15 protein-coding genes are annotated in these 17,159 nt (G+C 52.7%); 9 read left to right on the forward strand and 6 right to left on the reverse strand.

Annotation, left to right across the window (positions count from 1 at the left end; translation table 11 throughout):
- Both AB6B37_RS06345 and AB6B37_RS06350 read left to right on the forward strand, forming a co-directional pair.
- Positions 1 to 411 (forward strand): hypothetical protein, encoded by a 411-nt coding sequence (locus tag AB6B37_RS06345; RefSeq protein ID WP_371398047.1) that lies wholly within the window; start codon positions 1 to 3, stop codon positions 409 to 411.
- A 2-nt stretch (positions 412 to 413) separates the two neighbouring features.
- Entirely contained in the window at positions 414 to 2,465 is a 2,052-nt protein-coding gene (locus AB6B37_RS06350; protein ID WP_371398048.1) for an acetyl-CoA carboxylase biotin carboxylase subunit, read from the forward strand.
- Here the strand turns inward: AB6B37_RS06350 and AB6B37_RS06355 are convergent.
- Positions 2,443 to 3,291, reverse strand: coding sequence for a sterol desaturase family protein (locus AB6B37_RS06355; protein WP_371398049.1), 849 nt, complete (start codon positions 3,289 to 3,291; stop codon positions 2,443 to 2,445). The two genes, AB6B37_RS06350 and AB6B37_RS06355, sit on opposite strands and share 23 nt — an antisense overlap.
- Before the next feature lie 126 nt (positions 3,292 to 3,417).
- Here AB6B37_RS06355 and AB6B37_RS06360 point away from each other — a divergent pair, with 126 nt between their 5' ends.
- The 3 genes from AB6B37_RS06360 to folE all read left to right on the forward strand — a co-directional run bounded on the left by AB6B37_RS06360 (position 3,418) and on the right by folE (position 5,487).
- Entirely contained in the window at positions 3,418 to 4,389 is a 972-nt protein-coding gene (locus tag AB6B37_RS06360) for a YheT family hydrolase (protein ID WP_371398050.1), read from the forward strand.
- A complete protein-coding gene (locus AB6B37_RS06365) occupies positions 4,390 to 4,836 on the forward strand; it encodes a DUF1499 domain-containing protein (protein WP_371398051.1) in 447 nt (148 codons plus the stop codon). It begins immediately after the preceding gene.
- A gap of 81 nt (positions 4,837 to 4,917) precedes the next feature.
- Complete coding sequence (gene folE, locus AB6B37_RS06370) at positions 4,918 to 5,487, forward strand: GTP cyclohydrolase I (RefSeq protein WP_371398052.1); 570 nt, start codon at positions 4,918 to 4,920, stop codon at positions 5,485 to 5,487.
- A gap of 19 nt (positions 5,488 to 5,506) precedes the next feature.
- Here the strand turns inward: folE and AB6B37_RS06375 are convergent, their stop codons facing one another.
- On the reverse strand, positions 5,507 to 7,096 hold the full coding sequence (locus tag AB6B37_RS06375; RefSeq protein WP_371398053.1) for a hypothetical protein: 1,590 nt from the start codon (positions 7,094 to 7,096) through the stop codon (positions 5,507 to 5,509).
- A gap of 139 nt (positions 7,097 to 7,235) precedes the next feature.
- Between AB6B37_RS06375 and AB6B37_RS06380 the strand changes: the two genes are divergently transcribed.
- From AB6B37_RS06380 to AB6B37_RS06390, 3 genes are read left to right on the forward strand one after another with little or no spacing between them, the layout of a single operon-like run.
- Positions 7,236 to 8,114, forward strand: coding sequence for a dienelactone hydrolase family protein (locus tag AB6B37_RS06380; protein ID WP_371398054.1), 879 nt, complete (start codon positions 7,236 to 7,238; stop codon positions 8,112 to 8,114).
- Positions 8,115 to 8,173: 59 nt separating this feature from the next.
- Positions 8,174 to 8,587 (forward strand): GFA family protein, encoded by a 414-nt coding sequence (locus AB6B37_RS06385; RefSeq protein ID WP_371398055.1) that lies wholly within the window; start codon positions 8,174 to 8,176, stop codon positions 8,585 to 8,587.
- A 2-nt stretch (positions 8,588 to 8,589) separates the two neighbouring features.
- Positions 8,590 to 9,846 (forward strand): M24 family metallopeptidase, encoded by a 1,257-nt coding sequence (locus AB6B37_RS06390; protein WP_371398056.1) that lies wholly within the window; start codon positions 8,590 to 8,592, stop codon positions 9,844 to 9,846.
- Here the strand turns inward: AB6B37_RS06390 and AB6B37_RS06395 are convergent, their stop codons facing one another.
- The 3 genes from AB6B37_RS06395 to AB6B37_RS06405 form a co-directional block, all read right to left on the reverse strand.
- A complete protein-coding gene (locus AB6B37_RS06395) occupies positions 9,847 to 10,116 on the reverse strand; it encodes a hypothetical protein (protein ID WP_371398057.1) in 270 nt (89 codons plus the stop codon).
- 74 nt (positions 10,117 to 10,190) lie between these two features.
- Positions 10,191 to 12,323 (reverse strand): methylmalonyl-CoA mutase, encoded by a 2,133-nt coding sequence (gene scpA / locus AB6B37_RS06400; RefSeq protein ID WP_371398058.1) that lies wholly within the window; start codon positions 12,321 to 12,323, stop codon positions 10,191 to 10,193.
- Positions 12,323 to 13,576 (reverse strand): methylmalonyl-CoA mutase family protein, encoded by a 1,254-nt coding sequence (locus tag AB6B37_RS06405; RefSeq protein WP_371398059.1) that lies wholly within the window; start codon positions 13,574 to 13,576, stop codon positions 12,323 to 12,325. Before AB6B37_RS06405 ends, scpA begins: the two co-directional genes overlap by 1 nt.
- Positions 13,577 to 13,821: 245 nt before the next feature.
- Here AB6B37_RS06405 and AB6B37_RS06410 point away from each other — a divergent pair, with 245 nt between their 5' ends.
- Positions 13,822 to 14,634, forward strand: a complete 813-nt coding sequence (locus AB6B37_RS06410) for a ferredoxin--NADP reductase (RefSeq protein WP_371398060.1) — start codon at positions 13,822 to 13,824, stop codon at positions 14,632 to 14,634.
- 8 nt (positions 14,635 to 14,642) lie between these two features.
- Here the strand turns inward: AB6B37_RS06410 and AB6B37_RS06415 are convergent, their stop codons facing one another.
- On the reverse strand, positions 14,643 to 17,012 hold the full coding sequence (locus AB6B37_RS06415) for an LPS-assembly protein LptD (RefSeq protein ID WP_371398061.1): 2,370 nt from the start codon (positions 17,010 to 17,012) through the stop codon (positions 14,643 to 14,645).
- Positions 17,013 to 17,159: the final 147 nt, after the last annotated feature.

The following is a 17,159-nucleotide window of genomic DNA, read 5'->3' on the forward strand; positions in this document are numbered from 1 at the left end:
ATGATGAAAAAAATCTTGATGCCAATTTCTCTGACATTGATTGCTTGCAGCCCTAATTCAAACCAAGAAACTATAGCGGAAAAGTCACAGCGAGTAGAAAAAGATAAAATTACCTATACGGGAAGTTTTTCAGTGCCAGCAGATGCGAGGGCTAAATATGTGGTTGTTGGTGAAGTAGTTGTGAATGCTAAAGGTTACGCTGCAATTACAACGGAGCGGCAAGGTCCTTCGGGGACAAGTTACACAACACGTGAAGTGGATTGCAGTAGAATGCTTGTAAGATATACTGCTGATGCAGATACTCTTGAAGAAGCAAGTTTGCAAAATTTCGACAGTGAGTTTGGCCCTTTGGTTGCTGGTTCAAGCACCGATACTGCAGCGCGTTATGCCTGCAATATAGTTGGAAAATAATAATGATAAAAAAACTACTCATAGCAAACCGTGGTGAAATTGCTTGCCGCGTTATCAAAACCGCCCGCAAGATGGGTATTAAGACCGTGGCGGTGTATTCCGATGCAGACCGCAATGCGCTGCATGTTGAGGTGGCGGATGAGGCTGTGCATATTGGCGCGCCTGCGGCGTCCGAGTCTTATTTGGTGATGGATAAGATCATTGACGCTATCGAGAGTACGGGCGCGGACGCTGTGCATCCGGGTTATGGTTTCCTCTCGGAAAATCCTGAATTTGCGAAGCTGCTGGATAAAAAGGGCATTACGTTTATCGGCCCAAACCCGCACGCGATTGTGTCGATGGGCGATAAGATCACCTCTAAAAAACTCGCGCAAGAGGCGGGCGTGTCTTGCGTACCGGGACATATGGGCCTGATTGAGGACGCAGATGAAGCCGTGAAAATCTCGCAAAAGGTCGGCTATCCCGTGATGATTAAGGCGTCGGCGGGCGGCGGCGGGAAGGGGATGCGCATCGCCTATAATGACGAGGAAGCGCGCGAAGGCTTTCAAAGCTCTAAGAACGAAGCCGCCAATAGCTTTGGTGATGACCGTATCTTTATCGAAAAATTTGTCGAAGAACCGCGCCACATCGAAATCCAAGTGCTGGGCGATAAGCATGGCAATGTGATTTACCTCGGCGAGCGCGAATGCTCGATTCAACGCCGCAATCAAAAAGTGATCGAAGAAGCCCCGTCACCGTTCCTTGACGAGAAAACCCGTCAAGCCATGGGTGCAGAATCTGTGGCGCTTGCGAAAGCCGTGCAATACGACTCTGCGGGCACGGTGGAATTCATCGTCGATAAGGACAAGAACTTTTACTTCCTAGAGATGAACACGCGCTTGCAGGTCGAGCATCCTGTTACCGAGCTTATCACGGGCGTCGATCTAGTTGAGCAGATGATAAAATCCGCGCAGGGCGAAACACTGTCGATTAAACAAAAAGACGTGACGCTCAACGGTTGGGCCATTGAGAGCCGTATTTACGCCGAAGATCCGTTTCGTAATTTCCTGCCCTCCATTGGCCGCCTTGTGCGCTACCGCCCACCGTCCGAGGGGACACTGCCAAATGGTGCGATCATTCGTAACGACACAGGCGTGTTTGAGGGCGGCGAAATATCAATGTATTACGACCCAATGATCGCAAAGCTGTGCACATGGGGCGAAGACCGCGCGACGGCAATCGGCACGATGAAAGACGCGCTCGATACGTTCGAGCTTGACGGCATTGGGCATAACATTCCGTTCCTCCAAGCCGTCTATGACCATGACCGGTTTGAGCGCGGCGACATTACAACGGCTTTCATTGCCGACGAATATCCCGACGGGTTTGAGGGCGCGAGCGTGAACAAAGGTCATGTCCGCAAAATCGCGGCGATTTGCGCGCTGATGCATGATATATCAGAACACCGCGCGGCGGATATTTCGGGCGCGCTGCCTAACCACGAACGCCATATCCCCGATGTTTGGGCCGTGGATGTGCGCGCGACCGAGTCTGATGCAGAGGTCGAGCCGATGCACTACAGCGCCGACATTAACGGCGATAGCGGCCTGCGGACTATCGTCATGGATGACGGCACAGACAAGGCCGCGCTGGAGATGGAAGTCACCACAGCTTGGGCGCCGGGCCATGCGCTCGTGCGGGCCTTTGTTGATAATGCGCCGTTTAACTTTCGCGCAGAGAGATGCGCAGAGGGCTTTCGCGTCTGGCACAGAGGCTGCGCCTATAAGGTCGCCGTCCGCAGCCCACGCGCCGCAGAGCTCGCCAAGTTGATGCCTGTGAAGCTACCGCCTGACACCTCCAACATGCTGCTTTGTCCGATGCCGGGCGTGATCGTCAAAATGCTGGTGGCCGAAGGCGATACAGTCGAAGACGGCCAAGCCCTAGCCGTTGTCGAGGCCATGAAAATGGAAAACACACTACGGGCAGAAAAGCGCGCGGTCGTGGCAAAAATTCACTGCGAAGCGGGCGATAACCTCGCCGTGGACGAGGTGATTATGGATTTCTCGCTAGGCTAGCGGATTTTTTAGGCAGGCGGCGCTTCACCGCGTCAAGGGCGTAGACGAAGGGATAGGCTTGCCCGCGCAGGAAATCCGTGGGGGCGTCGGACACACCCGTCGGCGCGTCGCAATGACCCGGATTATAATGGGTGCCAAACATCACGTCCCAGACGGGGAACATATCGCAGAGGTTCTTGCCATAGGCTTCGGGCACATCGGCGTGATGCCAACGGTGATAATTGGGCGAGGCTAAAACTTTGGCAAAACGCCCAAAGCCCCATCCCAATTGGCAGTGAATGAATTTGGAATACCATCCGCGCACAGCCCCCGCGACAGCGACGATTTCAGGCGGCAAGAAGAACACGCCCAGAATGACGATATAGACAATCTTCATCTGCACAAATTCAAGAACATGGACGCGGTAACTGGTCGTCCATGTCATATGCTCATCGCTATGATGCAGGGCATGCAGCCCCCAAAACAGCTTTGTATGCAGCAATCTATGCGACCAATAATTGTTAAAATCCAATAGGACAAGGACAATGATGAAAGCGAGCGTTGTCGGCAGGGCGCTCCAGGCGTCAGGATTAATATGCGGCAGGCCAAGCGTTTCAAACACGGCATTGGACGCCGTGCTAATCCCGCCGAAATAAACGGCCATGATTACGGCGTTAAACAAGATGAGCCACAGGTTTTGCAGCGCAGATAACGCCGTGCCGCGACTAAGGCGCAATGCTTTGGTGCCGCGAACGATAATGAAGAGAGCTCCAAACAGGACAACGGCCAGAAGCGGTGTCGTATAAACCCGCTGCAACACTCCGATAAAATCAATGCGCTCATCCATGAGCAAATCTTAGCCGAACAAGGCTAAATCATTGTTTAGGGACGTGGTTAACCTCTATTTAGATTTGCATAGCGGCTGCGCGAATTGGACTATAGGAATCTCCGCGCTTTTTGTTACAAGGCGGTGATGACAGCACTGAACAATACCCCGCCTTTCACACCGCCCTTATGGATGCGAAGCGCCATGGCGCAGACGATTTTGGCGTCACAGAAATTTCGGAAATCCGGCACGCACGCGATGGACGCGGCGGCGGTTGATCATGTGCTGGATTGTGGGGGTGGTGTACGGCTGCGAGGGGCTTATTCAAAGCACCCCGATAATAAAGGCCTGATAATCCTGTTCCACGGTTGGGAAGGGTCCCAAGACAGCACCTATGTCGTGTCCCATGCGCGGTTCATGTTTGAGCGCGGCTACAGCGTTTTTCGCCTGAATTACCGTGACCATGGGGACAGCCATGATCTGAACGAAGGCCTGTTTCACTCTGCGTTATTTGAGGAAGTTTGGGGCGCGGTGATGGCGATTATGCCCTTGGCTGACGGGGCGCCAGTATCCATTATTGGGTTCTCTCTGGGTGGTAATTTTGCCCTGCGTGTGGCGCGGCGTAGCATTACAGAGCCTCTAGGGGAGCTTTCAAACATCTTTGCGATTAGCCCCGTGATAGACCCGTTAAATGCGGCCCCGATGGTTGATGTAAATCCGCTTATCCGTCGTTATTTCATCAAAAAATGGACGACCAGCCTGTTTAAGAAGCAAACCGCTTTTCCGCATCTTTATGATTTTGGCGACCTTGGCGTAATCAAGTCTGTGGGTGAAATGTCGGAACGGTTTATCACGACCCACACGCAATTTGCGTCTGAAGCCGATTATTTCAATGCCTATCGTATCTGGCCTGATGATTTAAAGGGTAGCACTGTGCCCACCCATATCATCATGGCGGCGGACGATCCTGTTCTGCCCGCCGGAGACGTGCTGGCGCTGAATCTGCCGGATAATACGGCCTTGCATTATTTGCCGCATGGGGGGCATAACGGTTTTTTTGAAAGCCTGCGCGGCCCAACATGGTATGACCGTTTTGTCGCGCGTGTATTGGGGACTTAGATGAACCTTATCGAAATTTTATTCTGGGTGGTTGTTATTGTGTCTGTGACGTTTTTCTTACTAGGCCTGAAATCGCAAAAGGGAAAACCCAAAGGCCTGGTCGACGGGCAATTGGCCGATTGCGGCGCTGCCCCCAATTGCGTGTCCAGCGAAGCCGACACTCAACCTGAAAAAGTTGTCCCGCCGCTACGCTGCACCATGGCCGAGGCCAAAGCTGCCGTTCAGGCAACGGGCGGCATAATCACCACCGACTCTGATGACTATGTCTCTGCGACCTACATGTCAAAGCTGTTCAAATTTGTGGACGATGTGGAATTACGTAAAGACGGTGACGTGGTGCAAATCCGTTCCAGCTCTCGCGTGGGCTATTCTGATCGCGGGATGAACCGCAAACGCGTGGCCGCAATTCGCGCGCAACTCGGTGCAAATCTACCGCCCGAAGTTTAAGAGAAAAAATCAATCGACATCGCCCGCGCCTCCGTAATCATTGTGTGAAGCGCTTTTGCTGCCCCTAACAAAGAGTATTCCATGCCGTCACGCTATAATGAGCCGCCCCGTAAAATCGATCATGAGAAAGTCAAAGGCCTGGTGACAGAGCTTTTAGCAGCGCTCGGCGAAGACCCTGACCGTGAGGGCCTGAAAGAAACGCCGCGCCGTATTGCCAATTTCTGGCGTGATTTTATTGAATATGACGCGGGCAAGCTCGACACAACATTCCAAGCCGTAAAGCATAATCAAATGGTGGCGGTAACGGGGATGCGCGTGTGGTCCATGTGCGAACACCATATGTTGCCATTTTGGTGTGATGTCTCAATCGCTTATATCGCCGATGATAAAGTGCTGGGCTTATCCAAATTCGCGCGGATTGCGCATAAACACGCGCATAAATTAACACTGCAAGAACAACTGGTCTCTGACATTGCCAATCACGTCAAAGTCATCCTCGGCACGGATGATGTCGCCGTTATGGCCAAAGGCGAACACCTCTGCATGACCATGCGCGGCATACAGACCCCGCATAGAATGATAAGCTCTGCGTTATCAGGGCAATTTCATCAGGCAGAGCAAAGGGCGGAGTTTTTACGCTTGGTGGATTAGGGGTCAGAGGCGTAAAGTTTCAGCCAAATATTTTCATGACTAAACCAAGAAGTTGAGGCATGGCGGCACTAACATAGGCAACAATACCAGCCCCAATGGCCATTTTTGCGCCCGTGCTAATGTCGCCATACGTTTTAGTGTCACGCACTCGGATGATTATCGCGCGGATAGCATTTTCTTTTTCACGCCGAATATTGTCTTGAGCAAGGCGCTCTAGGATTGTAGGCGTCGCTTTCTGATTAATTTCGTGTTCTTCATTAATGTCGTCTTCAATGACAGTTTGGGCGTCTGGCATGAATAAGTCGTGCTCAATTGCAGCTTGAATGCTTTCATTGGCGGCATGGATAATTTCGGCGTTAGTTTCTGACTCTTGCGGGCCTGTGGCGCTTTTGTCTTTTGCGCTTAGCCCTACGTCTCCAATGACCAGATTGTTGTAAACCTCTATAAATTGGCCAATATCATCGACGACTTCATTACCAAGGCGGTTAGGGTGATACTCATCACCGCTGGCACGTGCCCGCTCATCGGCGGCTTTCAGTTTTCGGATGCGATTGGCGGCAGGCCAAAGTTGCGCGACTTTCGCCTTACCAATATCCTCTGGCAAAGCACTTAGAGCATTATTGACGGGACGAGCGGCACGACCAAGGGCATTCTCGCCAATGTCTTTCATGCCCAATGCCGCTTGGCGCAAGGCTTCATACCAATCGCGCTGCTCTGGTGTATTAGTCAATCCTGCACTTGTTTCTATAGTCGTGCGTGTAATCTTGCCGTCGGCATTGATGCCAAATGTTTCTGCTGTGGTGTCCTGCTCCAACAAATTCTGCCGCGCACGGTAATCCTCAATCAGTTTCTTAATCGCCGCATTGACCTTGGCGGGGTCTTTGTAATCCTCCGGCGGGAAGGTGATGCGGCCATATTGGCCGTTTTCAGGATCAAGGCCGATTTCTATATCCTCAACAAAGGGGAGGGTGAAGGGGCGGTCTTGAATACCGCGCAGACGGTCTTCATACCACTCTGTCCAAACGCCCCAATCTTGGTCGAGGGAGAGGAGGTGGGTTTTAAGCCTGTTCCAGTCCCTTGTCAGCCTTTTGGGCATGTTTCCCCAAAGCGGCTGCAAAGCCAAATCTTGCGCGGAGTTTCCACGGTTGATAAAATCTCTATCCACAGAACATGCAGCATATAAGGCAGCAGCAGAAGTAGCAACAAAAGCAGCATGAGCAGCAGCATTAGCAGCATCAGCAGCAGCATCAACATCAGCAGCATCAACATCAGCAGTAGCAGCAGCATCAGCAGCAGCAAAAGTAGCATGAGCAGCATCAGCAGCATGAGCAGCATCACCAGCAGCAGCATAAGCAGCATTAGCAGCAGCAGGTCTTATCATCACAGCCGTGTTAGACCATTTGCCTGCTGACACGGCTGTAGCGATAGCCCATAAAGACGGGAAAATAATGTCATTTGGCGGAATCTTTTGTTTTTTGATGTGCAACAAAGACGCAAAACGCGGCACAGACCGCGACGCTGCGCGCGCGGCAAATACCAATATCACATCACGCGGCTGCGTTCTTAGCCACGTCTCTATCTCGTCCTGATTTTCAAATACCTCTTCCATCCCAAAACCCTACCCTCATTCGCTACACCATAAAAGCGTAAAGCGGAATTTACCCTTATCGACCCCTTGGGCATTTTTGCGCTAGCGTTCGCACGCCCCAACCGTTACCTTTCTCCTAAAGCCCACAGGAGCCCTCATCATGCCCAGCAAAAAAGCCTCAGACTTTAGCCCGAAGCTGCTAGAGCTTTATGATTTTTATGTGCACGGCATGATAACCAAGCGCGACTTTTTGGGCCGTGCGGCGTCGCTTGGTATTGGCGCCGTGGCGGCAACAACGATGCTGGGGCAGTTAATGCCAGATTATGCGGCGGCGGAGACAGTCGACACTGCGGGCATCACGGAAGAGCGGATTACATTTAATTCGCCCGAGGGTCACGGCGCGGTCAATGGCCTTATCGCGCGGCCCATCGGGACAGAGCCTTTGGGCGCGGTTTTGGTCATCCATGAAAACCGGGGGTTAAACCCTTATATTGAAGATGTGGTGCGCCGCACTGCAAAGGCGGGCTACCTCGCCCTTGGCCCTGACGGGCTATCCTCGCTGGGCGGTTATCCCGGCACAGATGACGAGGGCCGCACCATGCAGCGCTCGCTCGACGGGGCGAAAGTTATGGCTGATTTCTTCGCGGGGTTTGAGTTCCTGCAATCCCACGCCCAAAGCACGGGCAAAGTCGGCGCGGTTGGGTTTTGTTATGGCGGCGGTGTGTGCAACGCGCTGGCTGTGGCTTATCCTGATATGGCGTGTTCTGTGCCGTTTTATGGCCGCCACGCCGACGCCGATGATGTGCCCGCCATTCAGGCCCCATTATTGGTGCAGCTTGGCGAGACGGATAAACGCATCAATGCGGGCTGGCCTGCCTATGAAAAGGCGCTGCTCGAAAACGGCAAGACCTATGAAGCGCATATTTACGCGGGCGCAGGGCACGGGTTTCACAACAACACAACGCCGCGCTATAACCCAGAGGCCGCCACGCTTGCCTGGAACCGTACGCTTGCATGGTTTGATAAATACATCCGCTAAGCGCTCGCCTTTGTCCGTCTTTGCCTCTAGGGTGATGCAAAACAGGGGAGAGACTTATTATGCCAAAAATCACAGGACAATGCCTTTGCGGGGACGTTAAGTTTAGCGCGGATGGCGAGATTGACTTTCAGGGGAATTGCCATTGCACGGATTGTCGCCAAGTTACGGGCGCGGCCTTTGCGACGCTCGTGTTTATGAACAAAGCCGATATTAAGATTACGGGTGAGACGAAATCTTATGACCACACGGTGGATAGCGGCAATACGTTAACCAAGCATTTTTGCCCCAATTGTGGCTCCGCTATGTTTGGCGGTAGTGCGGGGCGTCCCGATAATATCGCCATTCGCGGCGGGCAAATCAATGAACAAGATGTCGTTGTCCCGCAATTTAACGTCTATGCTGGCAGCAAGATGGATTGCGTCACACTGGACGCATCTATTCCTGCATTTGATAAAATGCCGCCCACGGCATAATTATGTTAAATAAACGCGATTTCCTTTTGGCGGGCGGTTCCGCTTTGGCGGTGACTGCTGCGGGTTGTGCTGACAAACCCTCAGCCGTAACTAAGCCCGCTGCGCTGACCTCTATGACGGGCGGTGCCGTCGCGATTACCGCGAGCGAACATGCGGCGCGTATCGCCAAAGCGCAAAGCCTGATGCGAGAGCGCGGCATAGGCGCGCTGATTATCGAGGCGGGCACAAGCTTGCGTTATTTCACGGGCATAAGGTGGTGGCGCAGCGAACGCTTGACCGCCGCCGTTATCCCGTATGAAGGCGATATCGCCATTGTCACCCCGCATTTTGAAGAACCCAGCATCCGCGAAAGTCTAAAGGTCGCGGGGGACGTGCGCACATGGCATGAACATGAAAACCCGCACCGCTTGGTCGCGGGCATTTTATCTGACCGTGGCATCACCGACGGTAAAGTCGCCTTTGAAGATACTGAACGCTTCTTTGCCGCTTACGGCCTGAGCGAAATGGCGACGCGATATGATATAGTCTCTGGCGGCGATATTATCTGGGGCTGCCGCATGTATAAATCACCCGCCGAACTCGCGCTGATGCAGCTTGCCAATGACGTGACGGCGGCGTCTTACCATCACATCCTGCCGCGTATTGAGGCAGGGATGAGCCAAGGTGATATCAGCAAAATGATGAGTGAGGCGACACGGGCGCTCGGCGCGTCGCCAGAATTTTCTATGGCCCTGATCGGGGAAAGCTCGGCCTATCCGCACGGCTCTGATAAACCGCAAAACGTCAAGGACGGCGACATCATCCTTATGGACTGCGGGGCGAATGTGCAGGGCTATCAATCTGATATTTCGCGGACTTTTGTCTACGGCGAGCCAAGCAAACGCCAACGCGACATCTGGACCCTTGTTCGCGACGGGCAAGCGCTGGCCTTTGAAACGGCGCAGATTGGTGTGGAAACGGGCGTGGTCGATGATACCGTCCGCGCGTTTTATGAGGCTAACGGCTTTGGCCCGGGTTACAAAACGCCAGGGCTACCCCACCGCTTGGGTCACGGTATCGGCATGGACGGTCATGAACATGCTAATTTTGTGCGTGGTGAGACGGCAAAACTGGCGCCTGGCATGTGTCTATCCAATGAGCCAGGGCTTTATATTTACGGCGAGTTTGGGGTACGAATCGAAGACTGTCTTTACATGACGGAAAGCGGCCCGAAATATTTCAGCCAGCCGCCGCGCAGTTTGGATAACCCGCTGGGATAGCTATTTGCACCGCTTATTATATTCGCCCCGGAGGTAGCTATCGCGGATTTCGGGGCGGCTTTGCGCCAAAATATTACGGTCGCGTTGATAGACGCGGTCATTATCCCACTCGTCAATAATCGCTGCTGGCGCGGTGACATCGTTACGCTGCATCTCGGCAAGCGCTTTACAATCCATACTGTCCACATATTCCCGGTCTTGGAGCGTGGCGCAGCCCGTGAGGGCCACAGTTGCGATGGAAAGAGCCGTGAGCGTAGGAATGTTTTTCATGCGTCTTTGTCAGCAATTCACGAACACTATTCAAATTAATTCCGCGTAATTGTGGGGATTTAGTTCAAAGGGGCTTACCCGCCCTGACTCAGCCGCATGTTGACCACGTCAAGCACCTCTAGCACCGAATCAACGATATTTGTGCCGGGCGGGAAAACGGCTTTGGCCCCCATAACTTTTAGGGTGTCGACGTCCTCTGGCGGGATAACGCCGCCAACAATAATCAGAATATCAGAACGGTTCTGCGCCGCCAGCGCGTCACGCAGCTCCGGCACGAGCGACAGGTGACCTGCGGCAAGAGAACTTGCGGCGATGACGTCCACGCCGTGTTTTATGCCCATTTCGGCGGCCTCAATCGGGGTCTGGAACAACGGCCCGATGACCACGTCAAATCCGATGTCAGTAAAGGCCGAGGCGACGACCTTTTGCCCGCGGTCATGGCCGTCTTGGCCCATTTTCGCGATCATAATCTTGGGTTTGCGGCCCTCTAATGTGCTGAACGCCTCAATGCGGGATTTGGCTTCTTTAAAGGTGGGGTTGCGCGGGTCGAAACTGCTGGAATAGACGCCTTGGACACCTGATGGTTTGGCCTCATATCTGCCGTAGACCTTCTCTAGCGCGTAGGATATTTCGCCGACTGTTGCTTTGTTGCGCGCAGCATCAATGGCCAGTGTCAGTAGATTGCCTTTACCGCTGCCCGCTGCATCTGTCAGCGCGTCAAGGCAGGCCGCCACAGCATCAGGGTCACGGTCCGCTTTTAGCTGTTTCAACCGCGCGATTTGGCCTGCGCGCACAGCGGCATTATCGACCTTTAGGATGGGGATGTCGTCTTTCTCATCTGACAGATATTTATTCACACCGACTACGGTCTGCGCGCCGCTATCGATACGGGCCTGGATTTTGGCGGCAGATTCCTCAATCCGCATTTTGGGGATGCCTGCCTCAATGGCCGCCGCCATGCCGCCAAGGCCTTCGACCTCGTCCATATGGGCGAGTGCCCGCGCGGAGAGGTCATGGGTGAGTTTCTCGACATAAAAACTGCCGCCCCATGGGTCGATTTGTGCGGTGTGCGCGCCTTCTGTTTGTAAAAAGACCTGCGTGTTGCGGGCAATACGGGCAGAAAAATCTGTGGGCAAGGCAATTGCTTCGTCCAGTGAATTTGTATGCAGGCTTTGGGTGTGACCATCCACGGCGGCCATGGCTTCGATATGGGTACGGCCAACATTGTTAAACACATCTTGCGCCGTCAGAGACCAGCCAGAGGTTTGGCAATGCGTGCGTAGCATGGTGGATTTGGGGTTCTTTGCGCCAAGCGCGGTCATTTTCTCTGCCCAAATCATGCGGGCCGCGCGCATTTTGGCGACTTCCATGAAATAATTCATGCCAATGGCCCAGAAGAACGAAAGACGCGGCGCGAAGCTATCTATATCCATGCCTGCTTCCATGCCTGTTTTGACATACTCTAGCCCGTCAGCAAGCGTGTAGCCCAGTTCGATATCGGCTGACGCGCCGGCTTCTTGCATGTGATAGCCAGAAATTGAAATAGAGTTGAACTTCGGCATATGGGCGGATGTATGGGCGAAAATATCAGAGATAATCCGCATCGACGGTTTGGGCGGATAGATATAGGTGTTGCGCACCATGAACTCTTTTAAGATATCGTTCTGGATGGTCCCTGAAAGTTGCTTTTGCGTGACGCCTTGTTCTTCGGCGGCGGCGACGTAAAGCGCAAGTATAGGCAGAACCGCGCCGTTCATGGTCATTGACACAGACATTTTATCCAGCGGGATTTGATCAAACAATACCCGCATATCATAAAGGCTGTCGATGGCAACGCCCGCCATACCCACATCACCGGGAACACGGGGATGGTCGCTGTCATAACCTCTATGGGTCGCCAAATCGAATGCTACTGATAATCCTTTTTGCCCAGCGGCAAGGTTGCGACGGTAAAAGGCGTTGCTATCTTCTGCCGTTGAGAACCCTGCATATTGGCGAATTGTCCAAGGGCGCTGCGCATACATGGTTGGGTAAGGGCCGCGAATGAAGGGCGCAAAACCCGGATAGCTGTTCAGGTTGTCTAGCTCTTGCGTATCGTGCGGGCCGTAATGCGCCGCAATATCAATGCCCTCGGGCGAGGCCCAGCTTTGGGTGTTGGCGGCCTCACTTTTGACGAGCCCTAAGGGGATGTTTGTGAAATCCACCATTAAAACGCTCCCCGCACTTTCGCAGTTCGATTAGTCTTCGCCGGGTGAAGCGTCACCCCAACAATCGGCGCGTCTTGTCTGTCATAGGCAGCCTGTGCCGCCAAAATATCGGCGTGATAAGCCCCGCTTTCTTGGTAATGGGTCACACCGCCAGCCGCTTCAATCTCTTGGAATTTGCTCCATGCGGCTTGGCCAAGATCTTCCGTCATACGCTCGTGAAAATAGCTGCCATAGGCTGGGTCGCTGACATGGCCGAGGTGGCTTTCTTCCATCATTAATAGCTGCATATTGCGTGCAACGCGGTGACCAAATGGCGTGGCGTGGCCAATGGCATCAGTAAAGGGGCGAGAGAGGATGTAATCCGCGCCGCCCACAACGGCACCGAAACTTGCGCTCATGACGCGAAGCATATTGCTCCATGGGTCAATGCGCTGCATCATGCGGCGTGAATTTAACGCGCGAATAGGAACAGATATATCCGTAAGGCCAAAACTCTTTGCGATAGTGGCGTATATCCGCCGTGCCGCGCGAATTTTGGCGATACCCATATGGGCGTCTTGGTTCGTGTATAACTCAATGACCAAACTATTATGAACGTGTTCGGGCCCGCCTTTGCGCATGGCCTCAACTGTGAAAGCTGCTAGTGTTGCGAGTTCTAACACATCGCTGGTCTCGCCTAGGTTTAAGGTAAAAGCGCGCCATGTTTTGGGTAGATCCGCTATAACGGGTGTGAGGATATCGATATCCATTGTGGGATGTAGGCCCAAATTCATATGGGCGCTTTGCAAAGGGGGGATTGAGAGCAAGGCAGATATTAATGCGCTTCTGTCATCGGCTACGTCAGGCCCAAAGCGGTCAAAGCAGATGGGAATAAGGTCTGTGTAAATACCTTCAAACAGGCGTTTAAGATTGCGTGCTGTGATGGGTAGTGTGCGCGTTTCAACCCGCACAGCGCTTGCACCCCCCTTCAAATCTTCTAGCATTTGGGTGTTGGCAAAAGCCGTATCTGGGCCGCGCACAGGGGCCGTGATGTGCCACGGGCGACCATTTAAAAGCGGAACACCATAACGCGGGCAGGGCGCTATGTTATCAGGCCGGTCACCCAATGTGCTGAGCGGGCCGCGGATGATGCCGTCTTCTGTTTTGCGCATCAAATCACGCAATTTGCCAGATTTAAGCCCGTTTTCGACCAGTGCTTCCCAATCATCGCGCGTGATTGAGGGGAATTGTGATTCTGTCTTTATATCGATCATAGAGAGAGCCTATCGCAAGTCAGGCGCGTCTTAAACACTTTAGCCTGTTATGTAGGGCTGATTTACCTCAATTCGCGCATTTATAGTGATGAAAACCAAAGAATATGCATCAATCACAGCTGTTTGATATATAGAACGATTGTTTCTTATAAAGGATATTGAAATTAAGGCCGAAAGCGCTTATGTGCGCTTTGAAGACGGCTCATGAGCCATAAACACCAGACTTTCCGACAACAAGGATTCCCATGACTGCCGCTGCGCCCCTTGCCAAGCCAAATCCTAATGCGCCCACAGAGGAGACCGTCCTAGAGGTCGAGCATTTCACCGATCGTCTGTTTCGCTTCACTATCACTCGTCCACCGAGTTTTCGCTTCCGCACGGGTGAGTTTATCATGATTGGCCTGCCCAAGACCGAGGATCAGCGAAAGCCGATTATGCGCGCTTATTCCGTGGCCAGCCCTGCATGGGACGATAAATTGGAGTTTTACTCCATTAAGGTTGAGAACGGCCCGCTGACATCGCGCCTGCAAGCTATTGAACCCGGCGACACTGTGCTGCTGGGCAAGAAACCGGTTGGAACATTGGTGTTGGACGCACTTCTGCCTGGCAAACGACTTTGGATGTTCTCTACGGGTACGGGTTTTGCGCCCTTTGCATCACTCGTCCGCGACCCTGAAACCTATGAGCGTTATGACGAAGTTATTGTGACCCATACCTGTCGCGAGGCAGGCGAGTTGACCTACTCCACCCGCTTGATTGAAGACCTGATTAATGACCCGCTTGTCGGGGAAATGGTGGAAGGGAAGCTAAAGCTTATCACGTCGCTGACACGCGAAGATCACCCGCTTGAGGGGCGCATCACAACCCTGATTGAAAGCGGCGAATTGTTTAAAGCGGCTGGCACCCCGCCGCTAAACCCAGAGCATGACCGTGTCATGATTTGCGGATCGATGGATATGATTAATGATACCAAAGCGCTTGTCGAGACATTTGGCCTGGAAGAGGGGGCAAATTCAGACCCCAAACAGTTCGTAGTTGAGAAATCTTTCGTAGGCTAATGATTTTGCTAGTCAAATTCGCCCAAAGTGAGTAGCGAAATCCGAACGCCAAAGCCTTCATTATCGCCAACAATACCAATGTCATTGCGCGACCGATTATAAATAAATTCAATCCGAGTGCATTGGTCATCATAGATCAGCGACAGGTCTTGGCGGCGCGTGACATCGGCGTCAATGTCGCGAAATGCTTGGTAACGCGTGCTCCAATTATCCGTCAGTTTAACGGTCACGCCGCCTGATAATTCTTCCGCTGGCGCAAGCAAAATATCACTATCTGCCGTCTGGCGTTTGTTGAGGCGGTAATAGCGCGCATCAGCCGAAAAGCGGGATGTGTTGTAACGAAATCCTGTATCAATACGGCGAAATACATTATCTGCATCGTCATAACGCACCCGCGTATCAGCGGTAAATCGGCTGCCAAGTGCGATTTCAAATTCGCCTATAATATCGGAATTGTCGCCTTCTAGCCCGCTATCAAAAGTAAAGCTGTCGTCATAACCGCTGGCAAAGCTTTGGCCTAAGAAAAGGCTTGCGCGGCTATCATTCCAATTGGCGGACAGGCTGGCCCCGACATCCGTGCGAAGACCTTCTTGCCAAAAGTCATAACCGAGGGCTTTGTTCGATGCGTAGAAATCAGCGGCGCCAAAATCAAGGCCAACGCTGTCTTGGAACAGGCTTGTTGTCGCTGTTTGTGAAATGGCTGAGAAATTTTCATTCTCTCCATCGCCAAAGCTTTGGGTGACCTGCACGCGAGGCTCGATAATATAATCGACACCATCCGTGGATTTCACAAACGGCCAGCGGATATCAACGCCTGCTTGACCAAGTGTGCGGTCAAAATTACGCTCAGACCCATCACCAAGCTCTAGATCGATCTTGTCAAAACGGGCTTGTCCAAAAGGTTTGACCTCAATACCACCGGGAACAATCAGCGTCTTGGCGTAATTCACGCCAGCCGTTCCGCGCAAGTAATCCTCGCCGACCTTGCGCCCTAAGACGGTTAAATCACCAAAAGCCTCAAACCGCCCACCAAAGACAGGGTCGTCGACAAAGCTATTAATCTCGACTTTGGGTAGGGCAATCGGCAGTTCGCTGTCATCTTCGCGGAAGATGTTGAAAACGTCGTCTGCACCCGCGCGGATGACCGATGTGCGTAGGCTTTGGAAGCCAAAGCTTGAAATGGAAAGGCGTGTGTTTTCTGATTGCCCAACGACAAAAGCTTGGCTGACAAGGCGGCGACTATCGGCCTGATAAAGGCCAAAGCGCGGCGGCTCTTCTGTCAGGTCATAGCGGTTCAGATAAAGGTCATCCGTTGCCGCCTGTATGCCAAACCCTGTTGTCCAAAAATCGGTCAGATCAAACAGGCCGTCTGCAAATAAATGTGAGCGAAGGCGTTTGCCTGTCAAAGCCTCTGACGGGTCATTCACGAACGCGCTGGCGTCTTTGAAGGAGTTGCCATTATTATCAAAGGCGCTGCCATAGGTGAAGCTGCCGTTGATATTGACTTCGCCAGAGTAAAATTTGCGCTTAATGTCATATTCCATCATCGGATTGACTTTGGAATAGACGTTCGGGGTTAGTGTCAGGTCGGTATAATCATCCACGGCGATGAAATAGGGCGCACGTGCCGATAATCCGCGCGTGTTGGAAAAACCTGCAAACGGCGCGAGTAAGCCAGAGGCCCGATTTGCGCTTGGATCTGGATGGGCGAGGTAAGGCGTATAAAAAACGGGAATGCCAGCCAGTTGAAATACGGCGTCGCGATATTCAATAGAATTACGCTCGCGGTTTTGTTTCACTTTGCGGGCTTTAATTTGCCATGTCGGGTCATCCGTGGTGCCGTCAGAATTACGGCAAGGCTCGCAGGCCGTGTAATACCCGTTGTAAAGCTCAACCCCGTCATCGGCATTGCGCACCACAATTGACGCGCCCAAAATACCGCCTTCTTCAAAACGGGCTGTGAAATTGGTTGCCGTGCCAGCCTCTAGCTCGCTGGAAAGCTCAATTTTATCCGCATATTGCGACGCACCAGTGGGGTCGACAAGCACGACATTGCCCGTCGCAATGACTTGACCTGTATTAGTGGAATAGGTCACTTCATCGGCGCGCAATGTGCGGTCTTGATAACGGCCTTCGACATTGCCTTTGGCCGTTAGAACGCCGTTTTCCTCGTCATTGACCAGCGCGTCTGCTTCTAGATAAATGATATCGGGGTCGCGAAAGGGGCTGTCCTCGGCGAGTTGCAACGGACGATTAGTACCAGCCGCAGTGCCATTAGGCGTGATTTGGGCAAGGGCAGGGAATGACATGACCAAAGCGGGTATCGTTAACCCAGATAGGAACAGTGCTCTTAGGGCGGATTTGGATTTATCAGCCATCTCTCCCCCCTTTGTGCTTTAGCCTTGGAATCGCGCGGAAATCTTTCCTTGTAACGTTGCATAACCAATGGCTTAGGTTAGGTCTATGGCTGTCATAGCTTTTTCGCCATATTTACGATAATTTAAGCCGAAGCATTGCGCAAACAA

The organism is Fretibacter rubidus (assembly GCF_041429785.1).
In the GTDB taxonomy this organism is placed as follows: domain Bacteria; phylum Pseudomonadota; class Alphaproteobacteria; order Caulobacterales; family Maricaulaceae; genus Fretibacter; species Fretibacter rubidus.

Coding starts and splice junctions, on each gene's coding strand:
- AB6B37_RS06390 (WP_371398056.1), top strand. CDS start 8,590: ATGTTAAATAAACGCGATTTCCTTTTGGCGGGCGGTTCCGCTTTGGCG.
- AB6B37_RS06380 (WP_371398054.1), top strand. CDS start 7,236: ATGCCCAGCAAAAAAGCCTCAGACTTTAGCCCGAAGCTGCTAGAGCTT.
- AB6B37_RS06405 (WP_371398059.1), bottom strand. CDS start 13,576: ATGATCGATATAAAGACAGAATCACAATTCCCCTCAATCACGCGCGAT.
- AB6B37_RS06350 (WP_371398048.1), top strand. CDS start 414: ATGATAAAAAAACTACTCATAGCAAACCGTGGTGAAATTGCTTGCCGC.
- folE (WP_371398052.1), top strand. CDS start 4,918: ATGCCGTCACGCTATAATGAGCCGCCCCGTAAAATCGATCATGAGAAA.
- AB6B37_RS06360 (WP_371398050.1), top strand. CDS start 3,418: ATGACAGCACTGAACAATACCCCGCCTTTCACACCGCCCTTATGGATG.
- AB6B37_RS06355 (WP_371398049.1), bottom strand. CDS start 3,291: ATGGATGAGCGCATTGATTTTATCGGAGTGTTGCAGCGGGTTTATACG.
- scpA (WP_371398058.1), bottom strand. CDS start 12,323: ATGGTGGATTTCACAAACATCCCCTTAGGGCTCGTCAAAAGTGAGGCC.
- AB6B37_RS06410 (WP_371398060.1), top strand. CDS start 13,822: ATGACTGCCGCTGCGCCCCTTGCCAAGCCAAATCCTAATGCGCCCACA.
- AB6B37_RS06395 (WP_371398057.1), bottom strand. CDS start 10,116: ATGAAAAACATTCCTACGCTCACGGCTCTTTCCATCGCAACTGTGGCC.
- AB6B37_RS06375 (WP_371398053.1), bottom strand. CDS start 7,096: ATGGAAGAGGTATTTGAAAATCAGGACGAGATAGAGACGTGGCTAAGA.
- AB6B37_RS06385 (WP_371398055.1), top strand. CDS start 8,174: ATGCCAAAAATCACAGGACAATGCCTTTGCGGGGACGTTAAGTTTAGC.
- AB6B37_RS06345 (WP_371398047.1), top strand. CDS start 1: ATGATGAAAAAAATCTTGATGCCAATTTCTCTGACATTGATTGCTTGC.
- AB6B37_RS06415 (WP_371398061.1), bottom strand. CDS start 17,012: ATGGCTGATAAATCCAAATCCGCCCTAAGAGCACTGTTCCTATCTGGG.
- AB6B37_RS06365 (WP_371398051.1), top strand. CDS start 4,390: ATGAACCTTATCGAAATTTTATTCTGGGTGGTTGTTATTGTGTCTGTG.